Genomic DNA, 19643 nt, shown 5'->3' on the forward strand with positions numbered 1-19643 from the left:
ACACGGCCGCCGAAAGAAGTTCCGCAAACTGATCTCCGGCATGCCCGTCGCCCGGCTCCGCGCCCGGCTGGTGTCGATGGCCACCGAACTCGGCATCCCGCTGGTCGCGGTCGACCCCGCCTACACCTCCCGCTGGGGCGCCCAGCACTGGCAAAAACCCCTCACCAGCACCACCAGGAAAACCACCCGCCACGACGCAGCCGCCGTGGCCATCGGAAGGCGCGCCCTGGGGCATCCGATCCGGCGACGGACGGCACCGCCCCCGCACGACCGGAGTGATCGTGCGGGGCATCGGACCGTCCAGGCCGGACCTGGTTCCCCGGGGTGTGAGGAACCCCGCCCCCGCATTCCCGGACCACGGACACGATCCGTGCCGCCCGGACACGGAGCGAACGCGGGCAACCAGAACACCCAACACCGTCCGGGGCGTTCGACTGAGCATGGGTTCTGGCAACAGGACCCACTCCCGCTCAGTCTTTAGGAACGGTGCGCTCAGGTGCCATGGTCTCAGTGTCACACCGCGCCGACCTGCCGGGCGGCGCGATGGGGGCCCTGTCATTGTCCCCGAAGAGCCCGGCCTGCCGCCGGGACGGAATCCGCGGGAGGGTGGATCCATGACCCCCGCGGAGCCCGGGGGCCCGGTGGCGGTGCGGGCCGCAGACCGGCCGGCTCCCCCCGGCCCGCCCGAACAGCGAGGAAAGATCTCCATGCAGACCGTCACTCTCAACAACGGCGTCCAGATGCCCATCCTCGGCTTCGGCGTCTACCAGATTCCGCCGGAGCAGACCGAGCAGGCCGTCACCGAGGCCCTCGCGGCGGGATACCGGCTGCTCGACACCGCCGCCGCCTACGGCAACGAGGAAGCCGTCGGCCGTGCCGTCAAGAAGAGCGGCATCCCGCGCGAGGAACTGTTCGTCACCACCAAACTGTGGGTCCAGGACGCACCGGCCGAGGAGAACGCCCAGCGCGCCTTCGACGCCTCGACGCGCAAGCTCGGCCTGGACTACCTCGACCTGTACCTGATGCACCAGCCGTACGGCGACGTCTACGGCCAGTGGCGCGCCATGGAGGCCCTCAACCGCGAAGGCCGTGCCAAGGCGATCGGCGTCGCCAACTTCTACCCCGACCGTCTCGTCGACCTCGTCCTGAACAACGAGATCACGCCCGCGGTCAACCAGATCGAGACCCACCCCTTCTTCCAGCGCACCGCCGACCAGGACCTCATGCGCGAGCACGGTGTCCAGATCCAGTCGTGGGGCGGATTCGCCGAAGGCAAGAACGACCTGTTCACCAACGCGCTGCTGAGCGGGATCGGTGCCGAGCACGGCAAGTCCGTCGCGCAGGTCGTGCTCCGGTGGCTGACCCAGCGCGGTGTCGTCGCGATCCCCAAGTCGGTCCGCGCCGAGCGCATGGCGGAGAACATCGACATCTTCGGCTTCGAGCTCGACGACGACCAGATGGCCGCCATCTCCACCCTCGACACCGGCACGACGCTGTTCTTCGACCATCACGACCCGAAGATGGTCACCTGGCTCGCACCGCGACGCCTGGACGCCTGAACCAGCCGAATCACCCTGAGCAGTCCGAAGGAGGGCCGGTCATGACCACATTCCCCACCGCGCGAGCCGTCCGGACAACCCCGGAGGGCCTTCTGTGGGAGCCCAGCGAACGCTGGGTGCGCGGCCGCAAGGGCGAGGTCACCGTCGTGGACAGCAGGCACCCCGTCCTCGTCTGGGAGCCCGCGGTACCGGTTCCGCTGTACGCCTTCCCTCGCGAGGAGGTCCGCGAGGACCTGCTCCGCCCCGCGAAGAATCCCCCGACGGGCACGCACACCGGATCGCGGATCTTCTACGACCTCGAGCTCGACGGCGAGCTGATGGAGAACGCGGCCTGGACGTTCCCCGCCGCCGACCTGGCCGGCCACATCGCCTTCGAGTGGTTCCGGCGGGTGGGACGAGGTCTGGACCACTGGTACGAGGAGGAGGAAGAGATCTTCATCCACCCGCGGGACCCGCACAAACGGGTGGACGCGATGCCGAGCAGCCGCCACGTTCGGATCGAGGTCGACGGCACCCTCGTCGCCGACACCCACCGCCCGGTCCTGCTCTTCGAAACCGGCCTGCCGACGCGTTTCTACATCCCACGCGAGGACGTCCGCCTGGAACTGTTCGACCGCACCGACCACCACACCGGTTGCCCCTACAAGGGCACAGCCGAGTACTGGTCGTGGCGGGGTGGCGCCGCCGTCCCGGCGAACATCCTCTGGAGCTACGCGGAACCGCTGCCCGCGGTGGGCACGATCAAGAATCTCCTGGCCTTCTACAACGAGGCGGTCGACATCACCGTGGACGGCGAAGACCTGGAACGCCCCGTCACCCCGTTCACCGAAGCGCTCTCGGAACAGACGCCGAAGTGACGGTACCGACGACGCAGCCGGTGACGGGGAGCCTGCCTTGCACGACCCCGCGCCGGAGACCGGACAGTGCGCCATAATCCGGGCGTGCCCCTCACCGCGCGACAGCTCGCTCTGGCCACCCTGGACCGTCAACTCCTCCTGGAGCGGCGGCGTATCGACGTGGCGGAGGCGGTCCGTCAGGTCTGCGCACTGCAGGCACAGGCTCCGGCATCGCCGTACCTGGCTCTGTGGAACCGAGTTCAGGACTTCGTGCCCGAGGACCTCGACACGGCGTTCGCGGATCACCGGATCGTGAAAGCGACCCTCATGCGCGTCACACTGCACGCCGTCCACGCCGAGGACTACGTGTCCTACTACGCAGCCATGGCGAGCACACTGCGGGCGTCGCGGCTGTACGACCGCCGCTTCACCTCGACAGAGCTGACCGACGCCGACGCCGACGAGCTGCTCCCACAGCTTGCCGGGTTCCTGGCGCGACCCCACACCGGCGCCGAGGTGGAGGAAGAGGTCGCCGGGCAGCTCGGCGAGCACGCGCACCGCCTGTGGTGGGCGCTGCGGACATACGCCCCACTCCACCATGTGCCGACCGGCGGCCCCTGGTCGTTCACACAGCCGAACACCTACGCCGCTTCCCCCACGACCCCGGGGTCCGCGCCCCAGGACGCGGCAGCCGGGGCGCAGCGGCTGCTGCTCGCCTACCTGCGGGCTTTCGGACCCGCGTCGGCCCAGGACTTCGCCCGATTCACCCTGCTGGGGCGCCCGGTGATCGCCCAGGCACTGCACGACCTCGGAGACCAAGTGGTACGGGTGACCGGCCCGGACCGCGCCGTCCTGTTCGACCTGGCAGGCGCCACCGTGCCCGTCGAGGACACCCACGCGCCGCCGAGACTCCTGCCGATGTGGGACAGCACGCTGCTGGCCCACACCCTCCCCGGGCGGGTCATGCCCCAGGAATACCGGCCGCTGGTCGTCCGGCGCAACGGCGACATCCTGCCCACCCTGCTTGTCGACGGTCAGGTCGCCGGAGTGTGGCGCGCCGCCGACGGCGGACTGGAACTGACCACCTTCCGCAAACTCGGCAAGGCCGCGTGGCACGGTCTGACCGACGAGGCAGAGCAGCTGTCGGCGCTTCTCGCCGACCGGGATCCAGCCGTGTACCGGCGCTACCGGCATTGGTGGGACAAAGGGATTCCCGCTGCCGAGACCAGGATGGTCAAGGACTGACCGCGCTGCCGCACCGCGAAATCGGCCCGGTGCCGAGACGCCGACTGCGGTACGGACGGCGATGGCCAGCCGCAGGTGCCCCGGCACGGGCAGCGAAGGCTCAGCCCTTCAGATGACCCAGCACGGACCGCACCGCGCGTTCCACGGAGCGGCGCGCCTGCTCGGTGTGGTCGGTCGTCTCGAAACCGTGGTGGCCGAGTGGTACGTCGACCACCTCGACGTCGGCGTCGCACTCCTTGGCGGCAGCCAGGAACTCCTCGACCGTCACCGCGATCTCCGCGCGCTCCAGTTCCACCCGGGTCAACACGACGGGCAGCCGGCCCGCGGCCCGTACCGCGACCGCCGGGAGGAACCGGGACTCTACAAGCACCCATTGCGGCAGCGGTGCGAGGACCGGATAGGTCACCGCCACACACCGCAACCACGGCGGCGGCGCCGCGAGCCAGTCCGCCGACAACAGCCCGCCGGCGGAGAAGAACCACAGGGCCACGCGGTCTGCGTCGACGCGCGGATCAGCCCGTACGAGCTCGACCGCTTCGGCGATGTCCTCGGCGGCCCGTCCGTAGTCGGCGAGCTCGTGCAGCCGATGGTCCAGGGTGACGCCGACTGCTCCCATACCCGCCACGTAGCGGGCGTAGCCGAGGAACCCCGGCCAGTCGCGTGGAGTCGGCCGCACGTCGGGGTGGACCGGGCCGCCGTGGACGAACACCACCACCGGCCACGGACCTTCGGCTGCAGCGGGGCCGTCGGAGACACCGGCGGGGAGGCCACCGGGGAGGTGGAGATCGACCCGTCCGATCCGCTCGCGGTGCCGCTCCGGTACGTCCATCAGGAACGGGCGAAGATGCGCCGGCTGTTCGCGCACTGTGCCGGTCACCCGGTGGCCTCCTCCCGCGGCGGCCCGCAGCAGTACCTCGGCCACTTCGTCGGCGCGGGAGAGCATCGGCCAGTGCCCGGTGCCGAGTTCGAAGAAGCTCACCCGAGGCTCGGTGAGGACCTGGAAACGAGGGTCCCCCAATCCCACCAAGCCCTCGACCATGGCGATGCTCGAACCGTTGCCCGTACACAGGACGCCGGTCGTCGGCAGCGCGGAGGCCGCTCCCGACAGACGGAGCGGCTGGGTGAGCGTGCCCACCGGCTGCGGGACGGCGTTCTGCGCCAGCCGGGCCAGGACGGCCGACGGGAGATCGGCGACGCTGCCCCAGCGCCGCCACCCCTCAAGAGGCGGCGGAGGGATCAGCCATTCCTTCCCGGCCGCACCGGCCCCGCGCGACAGCCGGTCGCGGACCGCCTCGTCGGGTACCAGAGTCAGGGCCTGGTCGCCGTGCTGGGGCATGCCCGCGTCCAGGTGGACGATCCGGGCGATCCGCTCCGGACGCCGGTCGGCCGCGCCGAGTACCGGGTAGATGCCGTAGCAGTGACCGACCATCACCACCTCCGCCGCGTCCACCTCGTCGATCAGCCGCAGCAGATCGTGAACGTGCGTCTCCAGGTCCGTGTCGGGTCCCGCGGGCCGGCCGCGGTCGTCCATGCCGGTGAGCGTCACCGGATACGCCTTTGCCCCCGACTCCCGTAGCCGGGCGGCCACTTCCTGCCATACCCAGCCGCCGGTGTGGGCGCCCGCCACCAGAATGAATGCCGTCATCGCCGTCTCCTCGCACACTGTGGTCCGCGGGTCCGGCCGTACCGGCGCTCCGCGCTCGCCGGTACGGTAGGAACTCCCCCTGAGGGAGGTTCAAGTCCGTGTCCCCCGACAGCATGTGGAGCATCGGAGAGCTCGCAGAGCGCGCGGGCGTCACCGTCAAGACGGTCCGCTTCTACTCGGACCGGGGTCTGTTGCCCGAAGGCGCCCGCAGTACCGGCGGCCACCGCCGGTACGGGCCTGAGGCGCTCGACCGGCTCCACCTGATCCGCTCCCTGCGCACCCTTGATCTGCCGGTTCCCGATGTGGGACGGATCCTCGACCAGGAGGACACGCTGGAGGACGTCGTCGCGGGGCAGCTGCGGCAGATCGGCTCGCGGCTGACCGCCCTGCGCTGGCAGGAGGCGGCCCTCCAACTGCTCCAGGACTGCGCCCCCGAGGAACGCGCCGCGCGACTGCGGCTGATCGGTGCCGTGTCCGTCCCGCCCAGCACGGCACCACTGGCGCGCTTCTGGCGGCGCTGGCTGCCGCCACGGCTCCCGGCCCGCCTTGTCTCCGCCATCGTCGAACACTCCGTTCCGCCGCTCCCCGAAGGCCCGACGCCGGCCCAGGTGCTGGCCTTCACCCGGCTGCACGCCTTCGTCTCCGCCCCCTGCTCCGGCACGGGCAACGGCCAGCCCGCAGCACACCGGCCCGACGGGGGCCGTCCCGCTGTTCTCTACGACGGTCTCGTCGAGGCGTACGCGCTGGCGTCGCCGCAGCTGCGGTCGGAGCGGCCGCCGCACGCCGGCGAGGCACTCGACTGCTTCGTCTCCGCCTACGCCCGCTCACGCGGCGCGCGGGACACGCCGGCCTTTCGCCGCCGGCTCAGCGGGGTGCTGGCCGCGGACCCCCGTATCGACCACTACTGGAAACTCGCCGCCGAGCTCACCGACTCGTCGGAACCGACCCCCGGCGCCACCCACGACTGGCTCTGCGCCGCGCTGGACAGCGAGATGGCCCGCCCGGCGCACTGAACCGGGCGGGCCTCCCGGTGGCCTTCCCGGTGCCGGGCAGGCCACCGTCCGGTGTCAGCGTCGCTCAGAACGCCCACCGCGTATGGGTGTAGACCCCCTCGTCGCGACCGAAGCCGTACGCCGTGGCCGGGGCCACCGCAAACACCACCACGTCCCCTTTTCGGAACGCGTCCCCGATCCCGTGGAAGGTGCCCTCCGGCGAGGTGATGTGCGCCCCGTATTTCGCCTCGTACGCCGCGATCACCTTTTCCAGCACCGTCGGGTCGGCAACGGGCTCCGCCTTGCCCTCGATCACGAGGTCGAGCCCTTCGGTGAGCGAGTTCCCCCCGGTGGTCAGCGCGCAGTGGGCGTCATGAGCGAGGTTCTTCGCCTTCTGCTCACCAGCGCCGGTGGAGAAGTACAGCACCCCGTCGTGCCAGGCGGCGATCACGGGAGTGACGTGCAGCCGATCGTCCGGCCGCACCGTCGACAGCCAGAAGATCTCGGCGGCCTCCAGTAGCCGCTGGGCCTCGGTCCACTCGGTGGCGGTGACGTCCGCGGCACCCGGGCGGGGATTCAGTGCGGAGCTGTAGCGGGCATCGAGCTCGGCGGTGGGTTCCTTCGCGGAATCCTGTGTCGGCATGGCGGATCTCCCTTCCTCTTCCTGATAACGACCGGTCGCCCGCCCCGAAATCATCGCCGCGCCTGTTTGTTCTTCTCCAAGCTCAACTCCGAACGCGCCGGGTTCGCCCACGCCGCCGACACCACCTCGGTACTGGCCGGTCACCCCCGCATCCTGATGCGGCTCGACCTGCGCCGACGGTCCGGGCAGGCTCCGGAATGTGTGTCCGGGACGCGTCCGGGGCGAGGCGGGTCGGCGCGCTCAGCCCCGCACAGCGGCTTCGGGAGGGGGCCACGGCCAGATCAGGAAGCGACCATGGCGTTCAGCCCGTAGTCCAGCTCCGAGCCGTCGACCAGGACCGCCTCGACCGTGCGCGTACGGGGGTCGATGTCGGCCACGATCCCCTCCCCGGCGTAACGCGGGTAGCCCGTTTCGCCTGTCTCTCCGGTCGCTTCGACGACGGCCGATCGCACAGCCGAGTCCTGCGCGGAGGCAGCGTCCTTGTTCTCGACGTATTCGGGGACCAGCAGAACCGTGAAACGCTGCGACTCGGTAGTCATGCTCCGGTATCTAAGTACCTCTTCCGGCGTCTGTTGCGCAGGCGCACGGTAGGTCTCCGCACACCGGGTCCGTCGGGTGCCGGGCCGAGGAGCGTCCTGGAGGATCGCCGACGGCTCGCAAGGGGCGCCGAAGGGCTCGAGTCCGGAGCCGCCCCGGCTCTGTCGGCGTTCCTCGAAGCCGGCTCCGGTCGCGGTTGCGTGAAGGACGCCATGGCTGACACCTGGCGGATCGGACGCCGTTCGTGCGCCGCTCGGTCGGATCAGCCGGGTGTCTGCAGATCTGCGCGTCCCAGCATGTCGGCGAGGGGAATGCCGGTTCGGGCCGCTGCGATCCGACGTGCCCGCAACTGGGCTCGGGTACGGGGTCGGAACCCGGGTTCCTTGCCGCAGCCGCACGGCTCACGGCCTTCGTAACGCAGCCCGGCGTTGAGCACTGCGGCCACGACGGTCCAGGCCTTGGTGTCTCGGCGCCTCGGTGCCGCGAAATCGTGGCCGGCACAGGCCATGCGCTCTGCGCATCGAGGGCACCGGTGGTCGCCGGGCCCGGGATGCCGTTTGAACGCGATGCGGCAGGACACACACGCGTAGTGCAGCTTGTAGGGCTTCTCGGCGTAATAGCACACGAGCTGAACGTACCTGGCAGCGTGACGGCCGGCGAGACGGTTTCCGTGAGGCCCGCGATGACGGAGTCGAGGGGATACCGGACTCGGTACCAACGCCTGTGAGCTGGGCACCCCGCCGGGGATCCACGCTGCCCTCGACGAACTGCCGACCTCCGCCCCCGGCCGCCGCCCCAACGGCCGGTGGCGTCAGGGCGGCTCGTCGGTGGTTGTCGAGGGGCGCCGCGCAGGGGCCGCACGGGGGCGGTGCCGACGGCCTGCAGGATCGAGTGGGACGCCCGCCTCGCGCATGCTGCCGGGCACGCGGGTCGGCCGAGCGGGCGACGGCAGTGGGACGCGGCGCGTCATGGGGGGAAGGCATCGGTCATGCCGCCGACCTGGTCGCCGCCCGAACCCACGACGGCGTCTCCGCCTCCGGGCGGGCGCCCGTCGTATCAGCGGTGAGGCTCTGCACCTGAGCGGCGGCAACCGTTTCCGCAGACGGTCGGCGACGCGCCGACCGTCGAGAACAGATGGGTGAACAGTGAAGCGCAGGACAACGGAATCACGAACGCGCGAGACGTCGAGCGGTGATGGCCGCAGAGGGAGCTGGGCCCGGCTGCTCATGGCCACCGCAGGGGTCCTCGTGCTCTGTGCACTCCCTGCCGGACCGGCCGGTGCGACACAGGAAGACGGTTCCTCACCGGCCAGACCACCCCTGTTCGTGTCCGACTACGGCAACGACCGCGTGGTGAGACTGCCGGCGAACGGGGACGGTCAGACGACGGTCCCTCTCAACGGCGTGGTGCGTCCGACCGGACTGGCGTGGGACGCAGCCCGCGAGCTCTACGTCTCCGACACGGGTAACAACAGAGTGGTGAGGCTGGGGGCGAAGGGCGGGGAACAGTCCACCGTCCCCACCGTCGGCCTGTCACGCCCGCTGGGCCTCGCCGTCGACGCCCACGACAGCCTGTACATCGCCGACAGCTTCAACGACCGGGTGGTGAAGGTCCCCTCCGACGGCAGCGGCCAGACCACCGTCCCCACCACGGGACTGCTCCACCCCTGGGGCCTGGCCCTGGGCACCGGTGGGGACCTCTACATCTCCGACTTCGTCAACAACCGGGTGGTGAAGGTCCCAGCGGACGGCAGCGGTCAGACCACGGTCCCCACCGTCGGCCTGTCCCAACCGACCGGACTGGCACTGAACGCCGCAGGAGACCTCTACATCTCGGACAGCGGCAACAACCGCGTGGTGAAGGTGTCCGCGGGCAGCGGTACGCAGAGCACGGTGCCCACCACCGGTCTCAGCGGTCCGCTCGGCATCGCCCTGGACGGCCGCGGCTGCCTCTACGTGGCCGATGGACTCAACAATCGGGTGGTACGAGTACGGGAGGCCGGCGGTGGACAGGACACGCTTCCCGCTTCGGGCCTCAACGCCCCGACCGGTGTCGCGTTCCCGCCGATCGAGAAACGACCCACGGGGCACTGACCCCGGTCAGGGCTTTTCAGCCAGCTGTTGACCGGGGTGATTGCCGAACCTGAGAAGCCGTTGCTCAGGTCCGCCCGATGCTCGGTGACGACTACCCCGCCACTACGGTACGAACATGCTCGACACATTCGAGGAAGTCACCCGCTCCGGTGCCCGGATCACCGCCACCGTCGACGCGCTGACCGACCTGGAGATGCGTGCACCCACGACGCTGGCCGGCTGGACCCGCGGCCACGTCATCACCCACCTGGCTCACAGCGTCGGCGCCTACCAGCGGCTGCTCGCCGGGGCCCGCACCGGCATCGAACCCGCCCCGAGGACGGACGCCAAGGCGCTCGCCCGTGCCGTCCGGGAAGGCGCCGACCGCCCCGCGGCCGAACTCGCCACCGATCTGCGCAGCCGTTTTGCGTACCTGGCCGAAGACGTCACATCAATGCCAGTGGAACGTTGGGACACCCTGGTCACGGCACTGGCCGGCTGGCGGCACCCGGCCTGGTACACCCTCCACCGCTGTTGGCGCGAGTTCGAAACACACCACGTCGACCTGAACGTCGGCTACCGCACGACCGACTGGCCCAGCACGTACGTGACCTGGGCCCTCGACGACACCATCACGGCGCTCACCGCACGCGACTTCCCCCTCGCCCGGGTCGAAGCCCTCGACCTCGGCCGAACCTGGACCGTGTCCCCGACCGGCCCCGATATCACCGGCTCGGGCCACGCCCTCCTAGGCTGGCTCAGCGGCCGCGTGCTCGACCCCCCGCTCACGTCCGACCAGCCACTGCCGGTCCCGCCCGACTGGCCCCTACCACCAGCCCCCGGCTGGCGCTGATCGCGAAGACCTCCCTACGGGCCGCCGAGTTGTTCGGCAGCCCCTGCCGGCGTGCAGGGGCGGATCAGGGCTGGGCAGCACTCGTGGCCGGAGATTTCGGTCTGCCAGGTGCAGTTATCGACGGAGCTGCGGCCGTGTGGGGTGCTCGTCAGCAGGTGTGGGGGCAAGCGGCTGCTGAACATCATCATTGGAGCCGTCAAATGCGGCGCGAAGCGCACGAGGGCTTCGTCACGGGTGTCACCGAGGTGATCGATTCCTTTGGGGTCTTCGCGCGTGCTCTCTCGAACGGTGGTCGTGAGGCGGCGCGTGCCGAGACGGTGCGCAAGCTGGATGATCTTCTCTCGCTGGGGAACAGCCCATCCAGCACCGCCCATTGCGCGTCCGTCGGATCTCCACGTGCCACCCGGTGATCATTACAGACCGTGATCTACTTCTGGTCACGATGCCGGTCAACGAGAAGTCGAGGCCATGACCGATCACTGCTGCGAGGCGATGACCAGCCGCGTGAACGTGTGCTGCGACCAGCACGATGACCCCTTCGCCTGCCCGGACGCACTGGTCGACTTCAGCGCCAAGTTCCAGGAGTACGGGCTGATCATCCATGACGGCGGCACGTCGAGCATCACGATCGACTTCTGCCCCTGGTGCGGACGACGCCTCCCCGAGTCGCAGCGGGACCGATGGTTCGACGAGCTGGAGCGCCGCGGGATCGATCCCTGGGAGGACGAGGTGCCTGCCGAATTCCAGGACGACCGCTGGCTCGGCTCTCTGTACCAGGAGTAACGAACCAGCAGCCTCGGGCCACTTCCGTTGCACGGCCTAATACGCAGAGAAGCAGTTCCTGGAACCGGGGGCGGTGACGGTGAAGTCACACGCGACCGTATCGGCGTCCTCCGGCGTCGGGTGCTGCTGCAGGATCGCCGCTGTCGCACGCGTCCCGGCATCGAAGCATGTCGGGTTCTGCTTCACCTGTACTGACCTGGTCCGGGGTCTCCGGGGCCCAGCCGGTGGGGAGAATCAAATCGGCCCCCGTTTGACATGCTTCGAACGGATGGCAGGGTTGTATCTGGGGCCAATGTTGGGAGGCTCGGCATGGCATTCGGTTGGGCACGATCTTCCGCAGCTCGGCAACTTCCGCTCAGGCTCACGAGCGGCGCGTTCTTCCTGAACTCGGGGCTCTCGAAACTCGGTGCGGACGAGGCCACCGCCGAGAGGCTGCAGCAGTTCGCCGCCACGACCTACCCGTTCCTGGGCAGGCACGACTCCCACAAGTTCGTACGGCTGCTCTCCGCCGGGGAGCTCGCCATTGCCACGACACTGCTCCTGCCGGTCGTCCCTGCCGCTGTCGCCGGGGTTGCGCTCACCGCATTCTCCGTTGGCACCCTCGGGCTCTACCTGCGTACGCCGGGGATGCGACAGGAAGGCAGCCTGCGCCCGACCGAGCAGGGAACCGTGCTGGCCAAGGACGTCTGGATGCTGGGCATCGGCGTCTCCCTCATCGCCGAGGGCGTGTACGAACACCGCTGACGCACCACGAGCGCGTCAGCCCCACGGCTGCCGTACGCGCTCCGTGACCGTTATTGGATCCGTCCTGGTTGATGGGGTAAGTCAGGGGCGCATGTGGCCATGACCAAGTGGTTCTTCGAGCCTGGTCATACTGCGGCGGAGTTCCGCGCCAGGCACATGATGGTTACCTACGTGCGGGGGCAGCTCAAGAACGTGCACGGCTTGCTGGAGGTCGATGCCGACGAGCCGGAGAAGGCGCGCGTTGAGGCTACGGTTGACGCGACCCAGGTGTACACCGGTCAGCCCCAGCGCGACGCCCATCTCCGCAGTGCTGATTTCTTCGATGTCGAACACCACCCGACCTGGACGTTCGTCGGGTCGCGTGTTCATCAGGTGAGCGGAACCGAGTTCGAGGTGACCGGAGATCTCACGGTACGCGGCATGACGCGGCCCGTAACCTTCGACGTCACTTACTTGGGACAGTGGGATACCCCTTGGTGGGAGGAAGGGCGGGACCTCGGGCCCAGGCGCCGCGCCGGATTCACCGCCACGACACGTATCAACCGACATGACTTCGGGGTGAGTTGGAACGATGTGATCGACCGCAGCGGAGTGGTTGTCAGCCCCATGGTCGATGTCACGGTCGACGTCGAGGCGGTCCTCGAGCCCATCGAAACGGCCGCCTGAGCACGACCGGCTCGGGTTGCGAGCCGACAGCTTGATAGCGGGCGGCTGTCGCTGAAGCCGGTACCAGGTCTTGGACGACGGTGCGTGAAGAGGCCTGGCTTGTTGTGCAAGCGGACGGGTTCTCTGTGGCGACTGGTCGCCGAGGTGGGCAGCCCGCGTGCCGACGGATTCGGCAGTGAGAGGAGCGCTGAGCAGTGTCTACCGCGTCTACTGAGACCGTTGGGAGCCGGCGGGTCGCGGTCGTAACCGGCGGCGCTGGTGCGATCGGCGGTGCGATCGCCGCGCGGCTTGCGGTCAATCACACCGTGGTCGTGCTCGACCGCACCGGCGATGTCCCGGTCGATCTGGGTGATCCGGCCGATGTGCGCCGGGCCGCGCAACTGGTGCTGGACCGCTACGGCAGGTGCGATGTCCTGGTCCACTCGGCTGCAATGGTCGCCTTCGGACCGTTCGAGGACTTCGAACTCGACCTGTGGCGTCAGGTCCAGGCAGTGAACGTCGAGTCGGCGCTGCTGCTCACCCAGGCCTTCGCGCCGGGGATGCGTGAGCGGGGCTTCGGCAGGGTGGTCTTCATCGTGTCCAACACGTTCTGGCGTCCCCCGGGCGCGCACATGCTCGCGTACGTGGCGTCCAAAGGGGCGTTGATCGGCATGACCCACGCCCTCGCCGTCGGGCTCGGCGGCCACGGGATCGCGGTCACGGCTGTGGCCCCGGGGCTGACTCGCACTTCGGCTACCGGCGTCGTGCCGACGGCGGAGTTCGAGGAGGTCGCGGCGCTCCAGGCGCTGCCCCGGCCGCTCACCCCCGACGACACCGCAGCCGTGGTGGCGATGCTCGTCGGCGAGGACGCCGCCGCGCTGACGTAGGCTTCCAGCGGGCCAGGTGCGGGCGGACACGGCACACGACGGGTCATCACGAGCCCCCTGGCGGCGAGGCGACGGTCCTCTGCTACCGGCCTACTGCAGCTGTGACCCGCCGTCAACAAACCACCGCTAGTGTGATGCGCCAGAAATTCTGAGGGTTAGTTCTCCTCTGTTTTCTGGGTCGGTGACGGCGGCGACTTCGCGGCCCCCGAGGGCCCGGCGACCGCCGAACTCTCCGCGCTCAGCCGTGAGTTGGCGGCCACCAGTCGCAAGCTGGCCGAGTCCCGCGACCGCGAACGCGCCCTGGAGACCTCGCGCCGTGAGCTCGTCGCCTGGATCTCGCACGACCTGCGCACCCCGCTCGCCGGGCTGCGCGCGATGTCCGAGGCCCTGGAGGACGGCGTGGCGGCGGACCCGAACCGCTACCTGCGCCAGATCCGTAGATAGTCGCGGTAAGCATCAACGAGGGTCGGGCTCGCTGTGGCGCGCGTAGCGCTTTGCCGTATTGAGTGCGCACGCCGAGGCGGCGTGCGCACTCAACTATGCTCACGCCCCGGCCGGCAGATCGTGGACCTGCTGCCACCGCTCCTTGTCTCCGAGCAGAGCGTCGGGACGCCTGCGGGGATGCCGGCGACCAGGGTGAGGGTCTGGGCGATGCCGACGCCGTTGACGTTGGCCGCGGTCGTGATGACTCCCAGTGGCGTGCCGCGTCCCTCGCAGATCAGGTGGTGTTTGCCGCCCGTCACGCGCCGGCCGACCGGCGACCCGAGGCAGTCAGCGGATCGTCCGGGCTTGACAATTCCACGCCGGCTGAGGCAAGGCACACCGTTTTTCCTTGGGTAAACAGAGCGTTGCTTCCGCGCGGCGAGCTGACTGGTGGAGAGTGACCGGCGTTCCGTTGCGGCGGCAGTCAAGGCAGCTGTGGCCGGTGGCGAGGCTCAAGGGGGTCAGCGGGCGAAATCTGATATTTCTACCCATCAGGGCAATCCAGCCTCCCTGTCGGCTTCGAATGCCTCATAGAACGTCCGCGTGAGACTCGGACCAGGTGCGCTCCACGCAGAACCTGTCCACGGACGACTTACGGTCCGTGCCCAACGCTCCACGCGTCGTTCGTTCGCCTGGTCCGGTCCCGGGCCCTGCGGGCGACAGTGCCTCGAACCCGGAATACACCGAGGTTGCTGAGGCCGAATTCTCCCAGGGAGTTCCCATGACGGGAAAGCAGGTCGCCACCTTGTCCCAGAGCCCTCGGAATGTCGTGGCCGGCCGCCCGGTCGCAGATGCTCTGTCGCAGGTGCTCGCCGACGTGATGCACCTCGACCAGGTGGCAGCCGACAGTCACTTCTTCAACGACCTGGGTGCCGACTCCTTGATAATGGCTCGCTTTTGCGCCCGAGTCAGGAAGCATCCGGACCTCGGGCGGGTGTCGATGAGAGACGTCTACACACACCCCTCCATCGGGGCCCTGGCGCTCGCGATGGAGGCGTCCGTACCCGCCTATCTCCCAGAGCCGTCGATCCCCTGTCCGTCCACCCGCTCACTGGCGTCTCCCACAGGGAAGGCCAGGTATGTGGTGTGCGGGGCGCTACAACTCCTTGCCTTTGTCGGCTATTCGGGCCTCATCGCGTTCGTCAGCGTCCAAGGCTACGGGTGGATCTCCGCAGGGGCTGGTCTGTTCGATGTGTACCTTCGCTCTGTCCTCTTCGGTGCCGCAGTCTTCCTGGGGCTGTCCGGCCTGCCGGTCGCGGTGAAGTGGGTCCTGATCAGACGCTGGAAGCCCCAGCAGATACGTATCTGGAGCCTGGCGTACTTCCGTTTCTGGATCGTCAAAACGCTCGTCCGTTCGGATCCCCTCGTCCTGTTCGTCGGGTCTCCGCTCTACACGCTCTATCTCAAGGCGCTGGGCGCGAGAATCGGATCGGGCGTCGCGATCTTCTCCCGCAACATGCCTCTCTGTACCGACCTGCTCACCATCGGGGACTCCGCGGTCATTCGCAAGGACTCCTTCTTCGGCTGCTACCGCGCCCAGGGCGGCCTGATCCAGACCGGCACCGTGACTCTCGGGAAGGACACGGTCGTCGCCGAATCATCGGTGCTCGACATCGAGACATCGCTGGGCGACGGCGCCCGGCTGGCCCATGCGTCGGCCCTGCACAGCGGTCAGGCGGTGCCCGCCGGCGAGCACTGGCACGGATCACCCGCGCAGCGCGCCGGGGTGGAGTACGAGGTGGTGGGACCGGTTGCCTGCGGCGCCCTGCGCAGGTCGGCCCACGGCACCACCCAGTTGCTGAGCGCGCTGCTGCTGTATCTGCCGCTGGCTGTCGGCGGGATCGGCATCCTGCTTGCCGAAGCGCCCCAGCTCTCCGCGGTGCTGCAACCAGGGCCTACGGTCCTCACGACGTGGGCGTTCTACCGCGATGCCCTGGCGGTCTCGTTCGTACTGCTCTTCGTGATCACGCCGCTTGGATTCCTCCTGCTCGCGACCCTCCCCCGTTTGCTCAGTCGAACCATCACACCGGACAGGATCTATCCGCTCTACGGCTTCCACTACGGAGTGCACCGCGCGATCGCACTCCTGACAAACCGACGGTTCCTGACGCGGCTGTTCGGGGACAGCTCCGGCATCGTGCCCTATCTCTGGCTGCTCGGCTACGACCTCTCGCGGGTGGAGCAGACAGGGTCGAATTTCGGGACCGAGGTGAAGCACGAGACGCCGTACCTGAGTTCGGTGGGGACGGGAACGATGGTCGCCGACGGGCTGTCCATCAACAACGCCGAGTTCTCCAGCACGTCCTTTCGTGTGTCCCGGGCCACCATCGGGGCGCGCAATTTCCTGGGAAACAGGATCGCCTACCCCTCGCGGGGCAGGACCGGGGACAACTGTCTGCTGGCGACCAAGGTCATGGTCCCGGTCGACGGGAGGATCCGGGAGGACGTCGGCCTCCTGGGCTCGCCCAGCTTCGAGATCCCCCGCTCGGTCCGGCGCGACGGCAGCTTCGACCTGATGAACCGCGGTGAGGCGCTGCGCAGCGGCCTCGCCGCCAAGAATCGGCACAATGCCGCATCCATGGTGCTGTACCTGCTGGCGCGATGGTTCTACGCCTTCGTAGTCACGATGGTCGTATCGGGATCTGCTGAGCTCTACACCTCGATCGGCGCCGAGGCGGTCGCCCTGGGCAATGTCCTCGTCGTGGTCGTCAGCGCCGTGTACTTCGTCCTCGTGGAACGCGCGATCACAGCCTTCCACCCGCCGGGCCCGCTGTTCTGCTCGATCTACGACCGCCGCTTCTGGCGGCGTGAGCGTTACTGGAAGGTTCCGTCGGAGACCTACCTCCAGGTCTTCAACGGGACTCCCTTCAAGAGTGTGATCTGGCGCCTGCTGGGCGTCCGGATCGGCCGCAGGGTTTTCGACGACGGCTGCTATCTGACCGAACGCACGATGGTCACCATCGGGGACGAAGCCACCCTCAATGTGGGCAGTGTCGTCCAGTGCCACTCGCAGGAGGACGGCACCTTCAAGTCCGACCGTTCCACGCTCGGTTCCCGCTGCACACTCGGGGTCGGTGCGTTTGTGCATTACGGCGTGACGATCGGCGACGGAGCCGTGCTCGCACCGGACTCCTTCCTGATGAAGGGCGAAACCGTCCCGCAGGACGCCTCGTGGGGCGGGAATCCGGCCCGCCAGATCCGACCGGGCAGCGCTCCGGAAGAGGAGGCGACACGATGAACACGTCCGCACGGACCAGCGCGGAGTACTGGCGCGATGTGCTCCTCGCGGGTGGTTCCACCTCGGTGCCTCGGTGGACACGGACCCCGATGCCCGGCACTGCGGTGTCCGAGGCGGCCATCCCGGAACCTCTCGTCGCGGAGTTGGACCGTCTGGCAACGTCGACGGGCGTTTCCTCCACCTCCTTGATGCTGGCGGCCCACGCCAAGGTGCTCGCCGCCCTGTCCGGTGAATCCGCCGTCACAACGGGCTATGTCCCTGTCGCGCATACGTCTCCGCAGCTCTGCCGCCTGACGACCGGTACAGCATCGTGGCGGAGCCTGCTCCTGCACGCGCATGCCACCGAGGCGGAACTGCTGGCCCATCAGGAGTTTCCGGTAGAAGCTCTCCGAGAAGAGCTGGGCCTGCCCACCATCGTTCTTGAGACGGTGTTCGATCCGACCGGCGACGGTGTGCCCGTACAGGGCACCGTGCTGCACGTGGCCATCGCACGACACGACGGTCGGTCCGTCATCCGGCTGCGGTACAGGACTGAGGTCATCGACGACGCATGCGCCACCAGAATCGTCGGCTACCACCTCACAGCGCTCAGGTTGATCGCAGCCGATCCGGATGCCACGCACGGCAGGCAGAGCCTGTTGTCGCACGACGAACTCCGTTACCAGCTCGACGGTCTCGCAGGACCCTGCCGTGACCTGCCCGACCTGCGCTGTCACGAACTGTTCGAACAGCGAGTGCGCGCGCACCCGGAGGTCGTCGCAGCCGTGCAGAACGACCGACAGTGGACCTACCGGGAACTCAACAGCCGGGCAAACCAGATTGCACACGCATTGCTGAACGCCGGTCTGGGCCGGCAAGACGTCGTCGCCGTGGTGACCGAGCGGAGTCTGGAGTGGATGTCCGGCGTCCTTGGGGTCCTCAAGGCTGGCGGCGCCTATCTGCCCATCGAGCCCCACTTCCCGGCCCAACGCATCGCCGCCATGCTGACGCGGGCCGGGTGCGCGCTGGTGCTCACCGAATCCGGCAGCACCGCCACCCTTGACGGGGCCATGGAGCACCTACCGGAAATCCGGACGTTGCTCATCGACCGACTCTGTGAGCAGAGCGGCGATGACAGCGACCCCGGCGTCGCCGTCGCTTCCGACGGGCTCGCGTACGTCTTCTTCACCTCGGGCTCCACCGGCGAACCCAAGGGCGCGATGTGCGAGCACGCCGGACTGCTCAACCATCTGTTCGCGAAGATCGACGACCTGGAGGTCGGTGAGGGCGACGCGGTCGCCCAGACAGCGCCGCAGTGCTTCGACATCTCCCTGTGGCAGCTTCTGTCCGCACTGCTGGTCGGCGGCCGTACCCTGCTGGTCGACCAGGAGGCGATCCTGGACGTGGGGCGGTTCCTCGACACGCTGGCCGACGGCCGAGCTGGCGTGCTCCAGGTGGTGCCCTCCTATCTCGACGTGGTTCTGTCCTTCCTGGAACGACACCCGCGCGAACTACCCGATCTGCGCTGCGTGTCGGTCACCGGCGAGGCGGTGAAGAAGGACCTCGTCAAGCGCTGGTTCAGAGCCCAGCCCGACGTCCGGCTGGTCAATGCCTATGGGCTGACCGAGACGTCGGACGACACCAACCACGCGGTCATGGACCGCGTTCCAGACGGCGACCAGGTGCCGCTCGGTCGTCCAGTCAACAACGTGCGCGTCTACCTCGTCGACGAGCACCTCTCGCCCGTGCCGCTGGGCGCCCCTGGTGCGATCGCCTTCTCGGGGATCTGCGTCGGCCGTGGGTACATCAACGATCCCGAGCGGACCCGGGCGGCCTTCCTGCCGGATCCCTACCGGAAGGGCGAGCGGCTCCACCTCAGCGGCGACTACGGACGCTGGCTGCCCGACGGGCAGCTGGAGTTCCTGGGCCGCCGGGACAACCAGGTGAAGGTCCGCGGTTTCCGGATCGAGATCGGCGAAATCGAAGACGCACTACTGCGCGTACCAGGTGTGCACGACGCAGCGGTGGTGGTCGCCGAGGGGGCGGCCCGCGGCCGGCACCTGCTCGCCTTCTACAGTTCCGGGCGCCCGCTGAAGACCACCACCCTCCAGGAGCGGCTGGGGGGCATCCTGCCCGCCTACATGGTTCCGTCCGCCTTCAGCCGACGGGAGGCTCTGCCGCTCACCGACAACGGGAAGATCGACCGGGCGCAACTGACGTCACTCGCCGCGGAATCCAACCCGCTCGACGAGCACGGGGACGACACACCCCGCACTCCCACAGAGCGGCGTCTGGCCGCGGTCTGGGCCGAGGTTCTCGGCGTCCCGCGAAACCGTGTGGGCCGGCGGGACGACTTCTTCGACCGCGGCGGGACGTCCCTGTCAGCTGTCAGGGTGGCAATCTCCCTGGACCGGGAGGTCACGCTCAAGGACCTCGTCCGTCACCCCGTACTCACCGACCTGGCCGAGCTGGTCGACCGCCGCTCCGCGCCCTGAACCGATC

Annotated in this window: 16 protein-coding genes and 3 pseudogenes; 16 read left to right on the top strand and 3 right to left on the bottom strand. The window is 68.8% G+C overall.

Going from position 1 to position 19643, the window contains the following annotated elements; genetic code table 11:
• The 4 genes and pseudogenes from N4G66_RS29615 to N4G66_RS29630 form a co-directional block, all read left to right on the top strand.
• Window positions 1-481, top strand: a pseudogene (locus N4G66_RS29615) (IS200/IS605 family accessory protein TnpB-related protein); the annotation flags it as partial.
• Window positions 482-707: 226 nt separating this feature from the next.
• Entirely contained in the window at window positions 708-1559 is an 852-nt protein-coding gene (locus N4G66_RS29620; protein WP_261707319.1) for an aldo/keto reductase, read from the top strand.
• A gap of 41 nt (window positions 1560-1600) precedes the next feature.
• Window positions 1601-2416 carry a DUF427 domain-containing protein gene (locus N4G66_RS29625; protein WP_261707320.1) on the top strand — a complete coding sequence of 272 codons (816 nt, stop codon included), beginning with the start codon at window positions 1601-1603 and terminating at the stop codon, window positions 2414-2416.
• A gap of 84 nt (window positions 2417-2500) precedes the next feature.
• Window positions 2501-3640: a winged helix DNA-binding domain-containing protein gene (locus tag N4G66_RS29630; RefSeq protein WP_261707321.1), complete on the top strand. Its 1140-nt coding sequence runs from the start codon at window positions 2501-2503 to the stop codon at window positions 3638-3640.
• Between the two features lie 100 nt (window positions 3641-3740).
• Here N4G66_RS29630 and N4G66_RS29635 read toward each other — a convergent pair whose 3' ends face one another.
• On the bottom strand, window positions 3741-5285 hold the full coding sequence (locus N4G66_RS29635; protein ID WP_261707322.1) for an alpha/beta hydrolase: 1545 nt from the start codon (window positions 5283-5285) through the stop codon (window positions 3741-3743).
• 113 nt (window positions 5286-5398) lie between these two features.
• Between N4G66_RS29635 and N4G66_RS29640 the strand changes: the two genes are divergently transcribed.
• Complete coding sequence (locus N4G66_RS29640; protein ID WP_261707394.1) at window positions 5399-6298, top strand: helix-turn-helix domain-containing protein; 900 nt, start codon at window positions 5399-5401, stop codon at window positions 6296-6298.
• Window positions 6299-6362: 64 nt separating this feature from the next.
• Here N4G66_RS29640 and N4G66_RS29645 read toward each other — a convergent pair whose 3' ends face one another.
• Window positions 6363-6920: a pyridoxamine 5'-phosphate oxidase family protein gene (locus N4G66_RS29645; protein ID WP_261707323.1), complete on the bottom strand. Its 558-nt coding sequence runs from the start codon at window positions 6918-6920 to the stop codon at window positions 6363-6365.
• A gap of 84 nt (window positions 6921-7004) precedes the next feature.
• Here N4G66_RS29645 and N4G66_RS29650 point away from each other — a divergent pair.
• Window positions 7005-7094 (top strand): annotated as a pseudogene (locus N4G66_RS29650) (GNAT family N-acetyltransferase); the annotation flags it as partial.
• Window positions 7095-7201: 107 nt separating this feature from the next.
• Here the strand turns inward: N4G66_RS29650 and N4G66_RS29655 are convergent.
• A complete protein-coding gene (locus N4G66_RS29655) occupies window positions 7202-7459 on the bottom strand; it encodes a hypothetical protein (RefSeq protein WP_261707324.1) in 258 nt (85 codons plus the stop codon).
• A 1323-nt stretch (window positions 7460-8782) separates the two neighbouring features.
• Here N4G66_RS29655 and N4G66_RS29660 point away from each other — a divergent pair.
• From N4G66_RS29660 to N4G66_RS29705, 10 genes and pseudogenes are all read left to right on the top strand, one after another.
• Window positions 8783-9550, top strand: a complete 768-nt coding sequence (locus N4G66_RS29660; RefSeq protein ID WP_315903706.1) for a virginiamycin B lyase family protein — start codon at window positions 8783-8785, stop codon at window positions 9548-9550.
• 115 nt (window positions 9551-9665) lie between these two features.
• Window positions 9666-10382 carry a maleylpyruvate isomerase family mycothiol-dependent enzyme gene (locus N4G66_RS29665; RefSeq protein WP_261707326.1) on the top strand — a complete coding sequence of 239 codons (717 nt, stop codon included), beginning with the start codon at window positions 9666-9668 and terminating at the stop codon, window positions 10380-10382.
• Window positions 10383-10582: 200 nt separating this feature from the next.
• Window positions 10583-10792: a hypothetical protein gene (locus tag N4G66_RS29670; protein ID WP_261707327.1), complete on the top strand. Its 210-nt coding sequence runs from the start codon at window positions 10583-10585 to the stop codon at window positions 10790-10792.
• Between the two features lie 58 nt (window positions 10793-10850).
• Complete coding sequence (locus N4G66_RS29675; RefSeq protein WP_261707328.1) at window positions 10851-11165, top strand: DUF6980 family protein; 315 nt, start codon at window positions 10851-10853, stop codon at window positions 11163-11165.
• Between the two features lie 309 nt (window positions 11166-11474).
• Window positions 11475-11909 carry a hypothetical protein gene (locus tag N4G66_RS29680; protein ID WP_261707329.1) on the top strand — a complete coding sequence of 145 codons (435 nt, stop codon included), beginning with the start codon at window positions 11475-11477 and terminating at the stop codon, window positions 11907-11909.
• A 99-nt stretch (window positions 11910-12008) separates the two neighbouring features.
• Complete coding sequence (locus N4G66_RS29685) at window positions 12009-12575, top strand: YceI family protein (RefSeq protein ID WP_261707330.1); 567 nt, start codon at window positions 12009-12011, stop codon at window positions 12573-12575.
• Window positions 12576-12769: 194 nt separating this feature from the next.
• Complete coding sequence (locus N4G66_RS29690) at window positions 12770-13441, top strand: SDR family NAD(P)-dependent oxidoreductase (RefSeq protein WP_261707331.1); 672 nt, start codon at window positions 12770-12772, stop codon at window positions 13439-13441.
• A 180-nt stretch (window positions 13442-13621) separates the two neighbouring features.
• Window positions 13622-13879, top strand: a pseudogene (locus N4G66_RS29695) (histidine kinase dimerization/phospho-acceptor domain-containing protein); the annotation flags it as partial.
• Window positions 13880-14645: 766 nt separating this feature from the next.
• Window positions 14646-17162 (top strand): Pls/PosA family non-ribosomal peptide synthetase, encoded by a 2517-nt coding sequence (locus N4G66_RS29700; protein ID WP_261707332.1) that lies wholly within the window; start codon window positions 14646-14648, stop codon window positions 17160-17162.
• Entirely contained in the window at window positions 17159-19636 is a 2478-nt protein-coding gene (locus tag N4G66_RS29705) for a non-ribosomal peptide synthetase (protein ID WP_261707333.1), read from the top strand. The genes N4G66_RS29700 and N4G66_RS29705 overlap by 4 nt, the downstream gene beginning before the upstream one ends.
• Window positions 19637-19643 lie beyond the last annotated feature (7 nt).

Origin of the sequence: Streptomyces rhizosphaerihabitans, from assembly GCF_025399795.1 — a bacterium.
Lineage (GTDB): Bacteria > Actinomycetota > Actinomycetes > Streptomycetales > Streptomycetaceae > Streptomyces > Streptomyces rhizosphaerihabitans.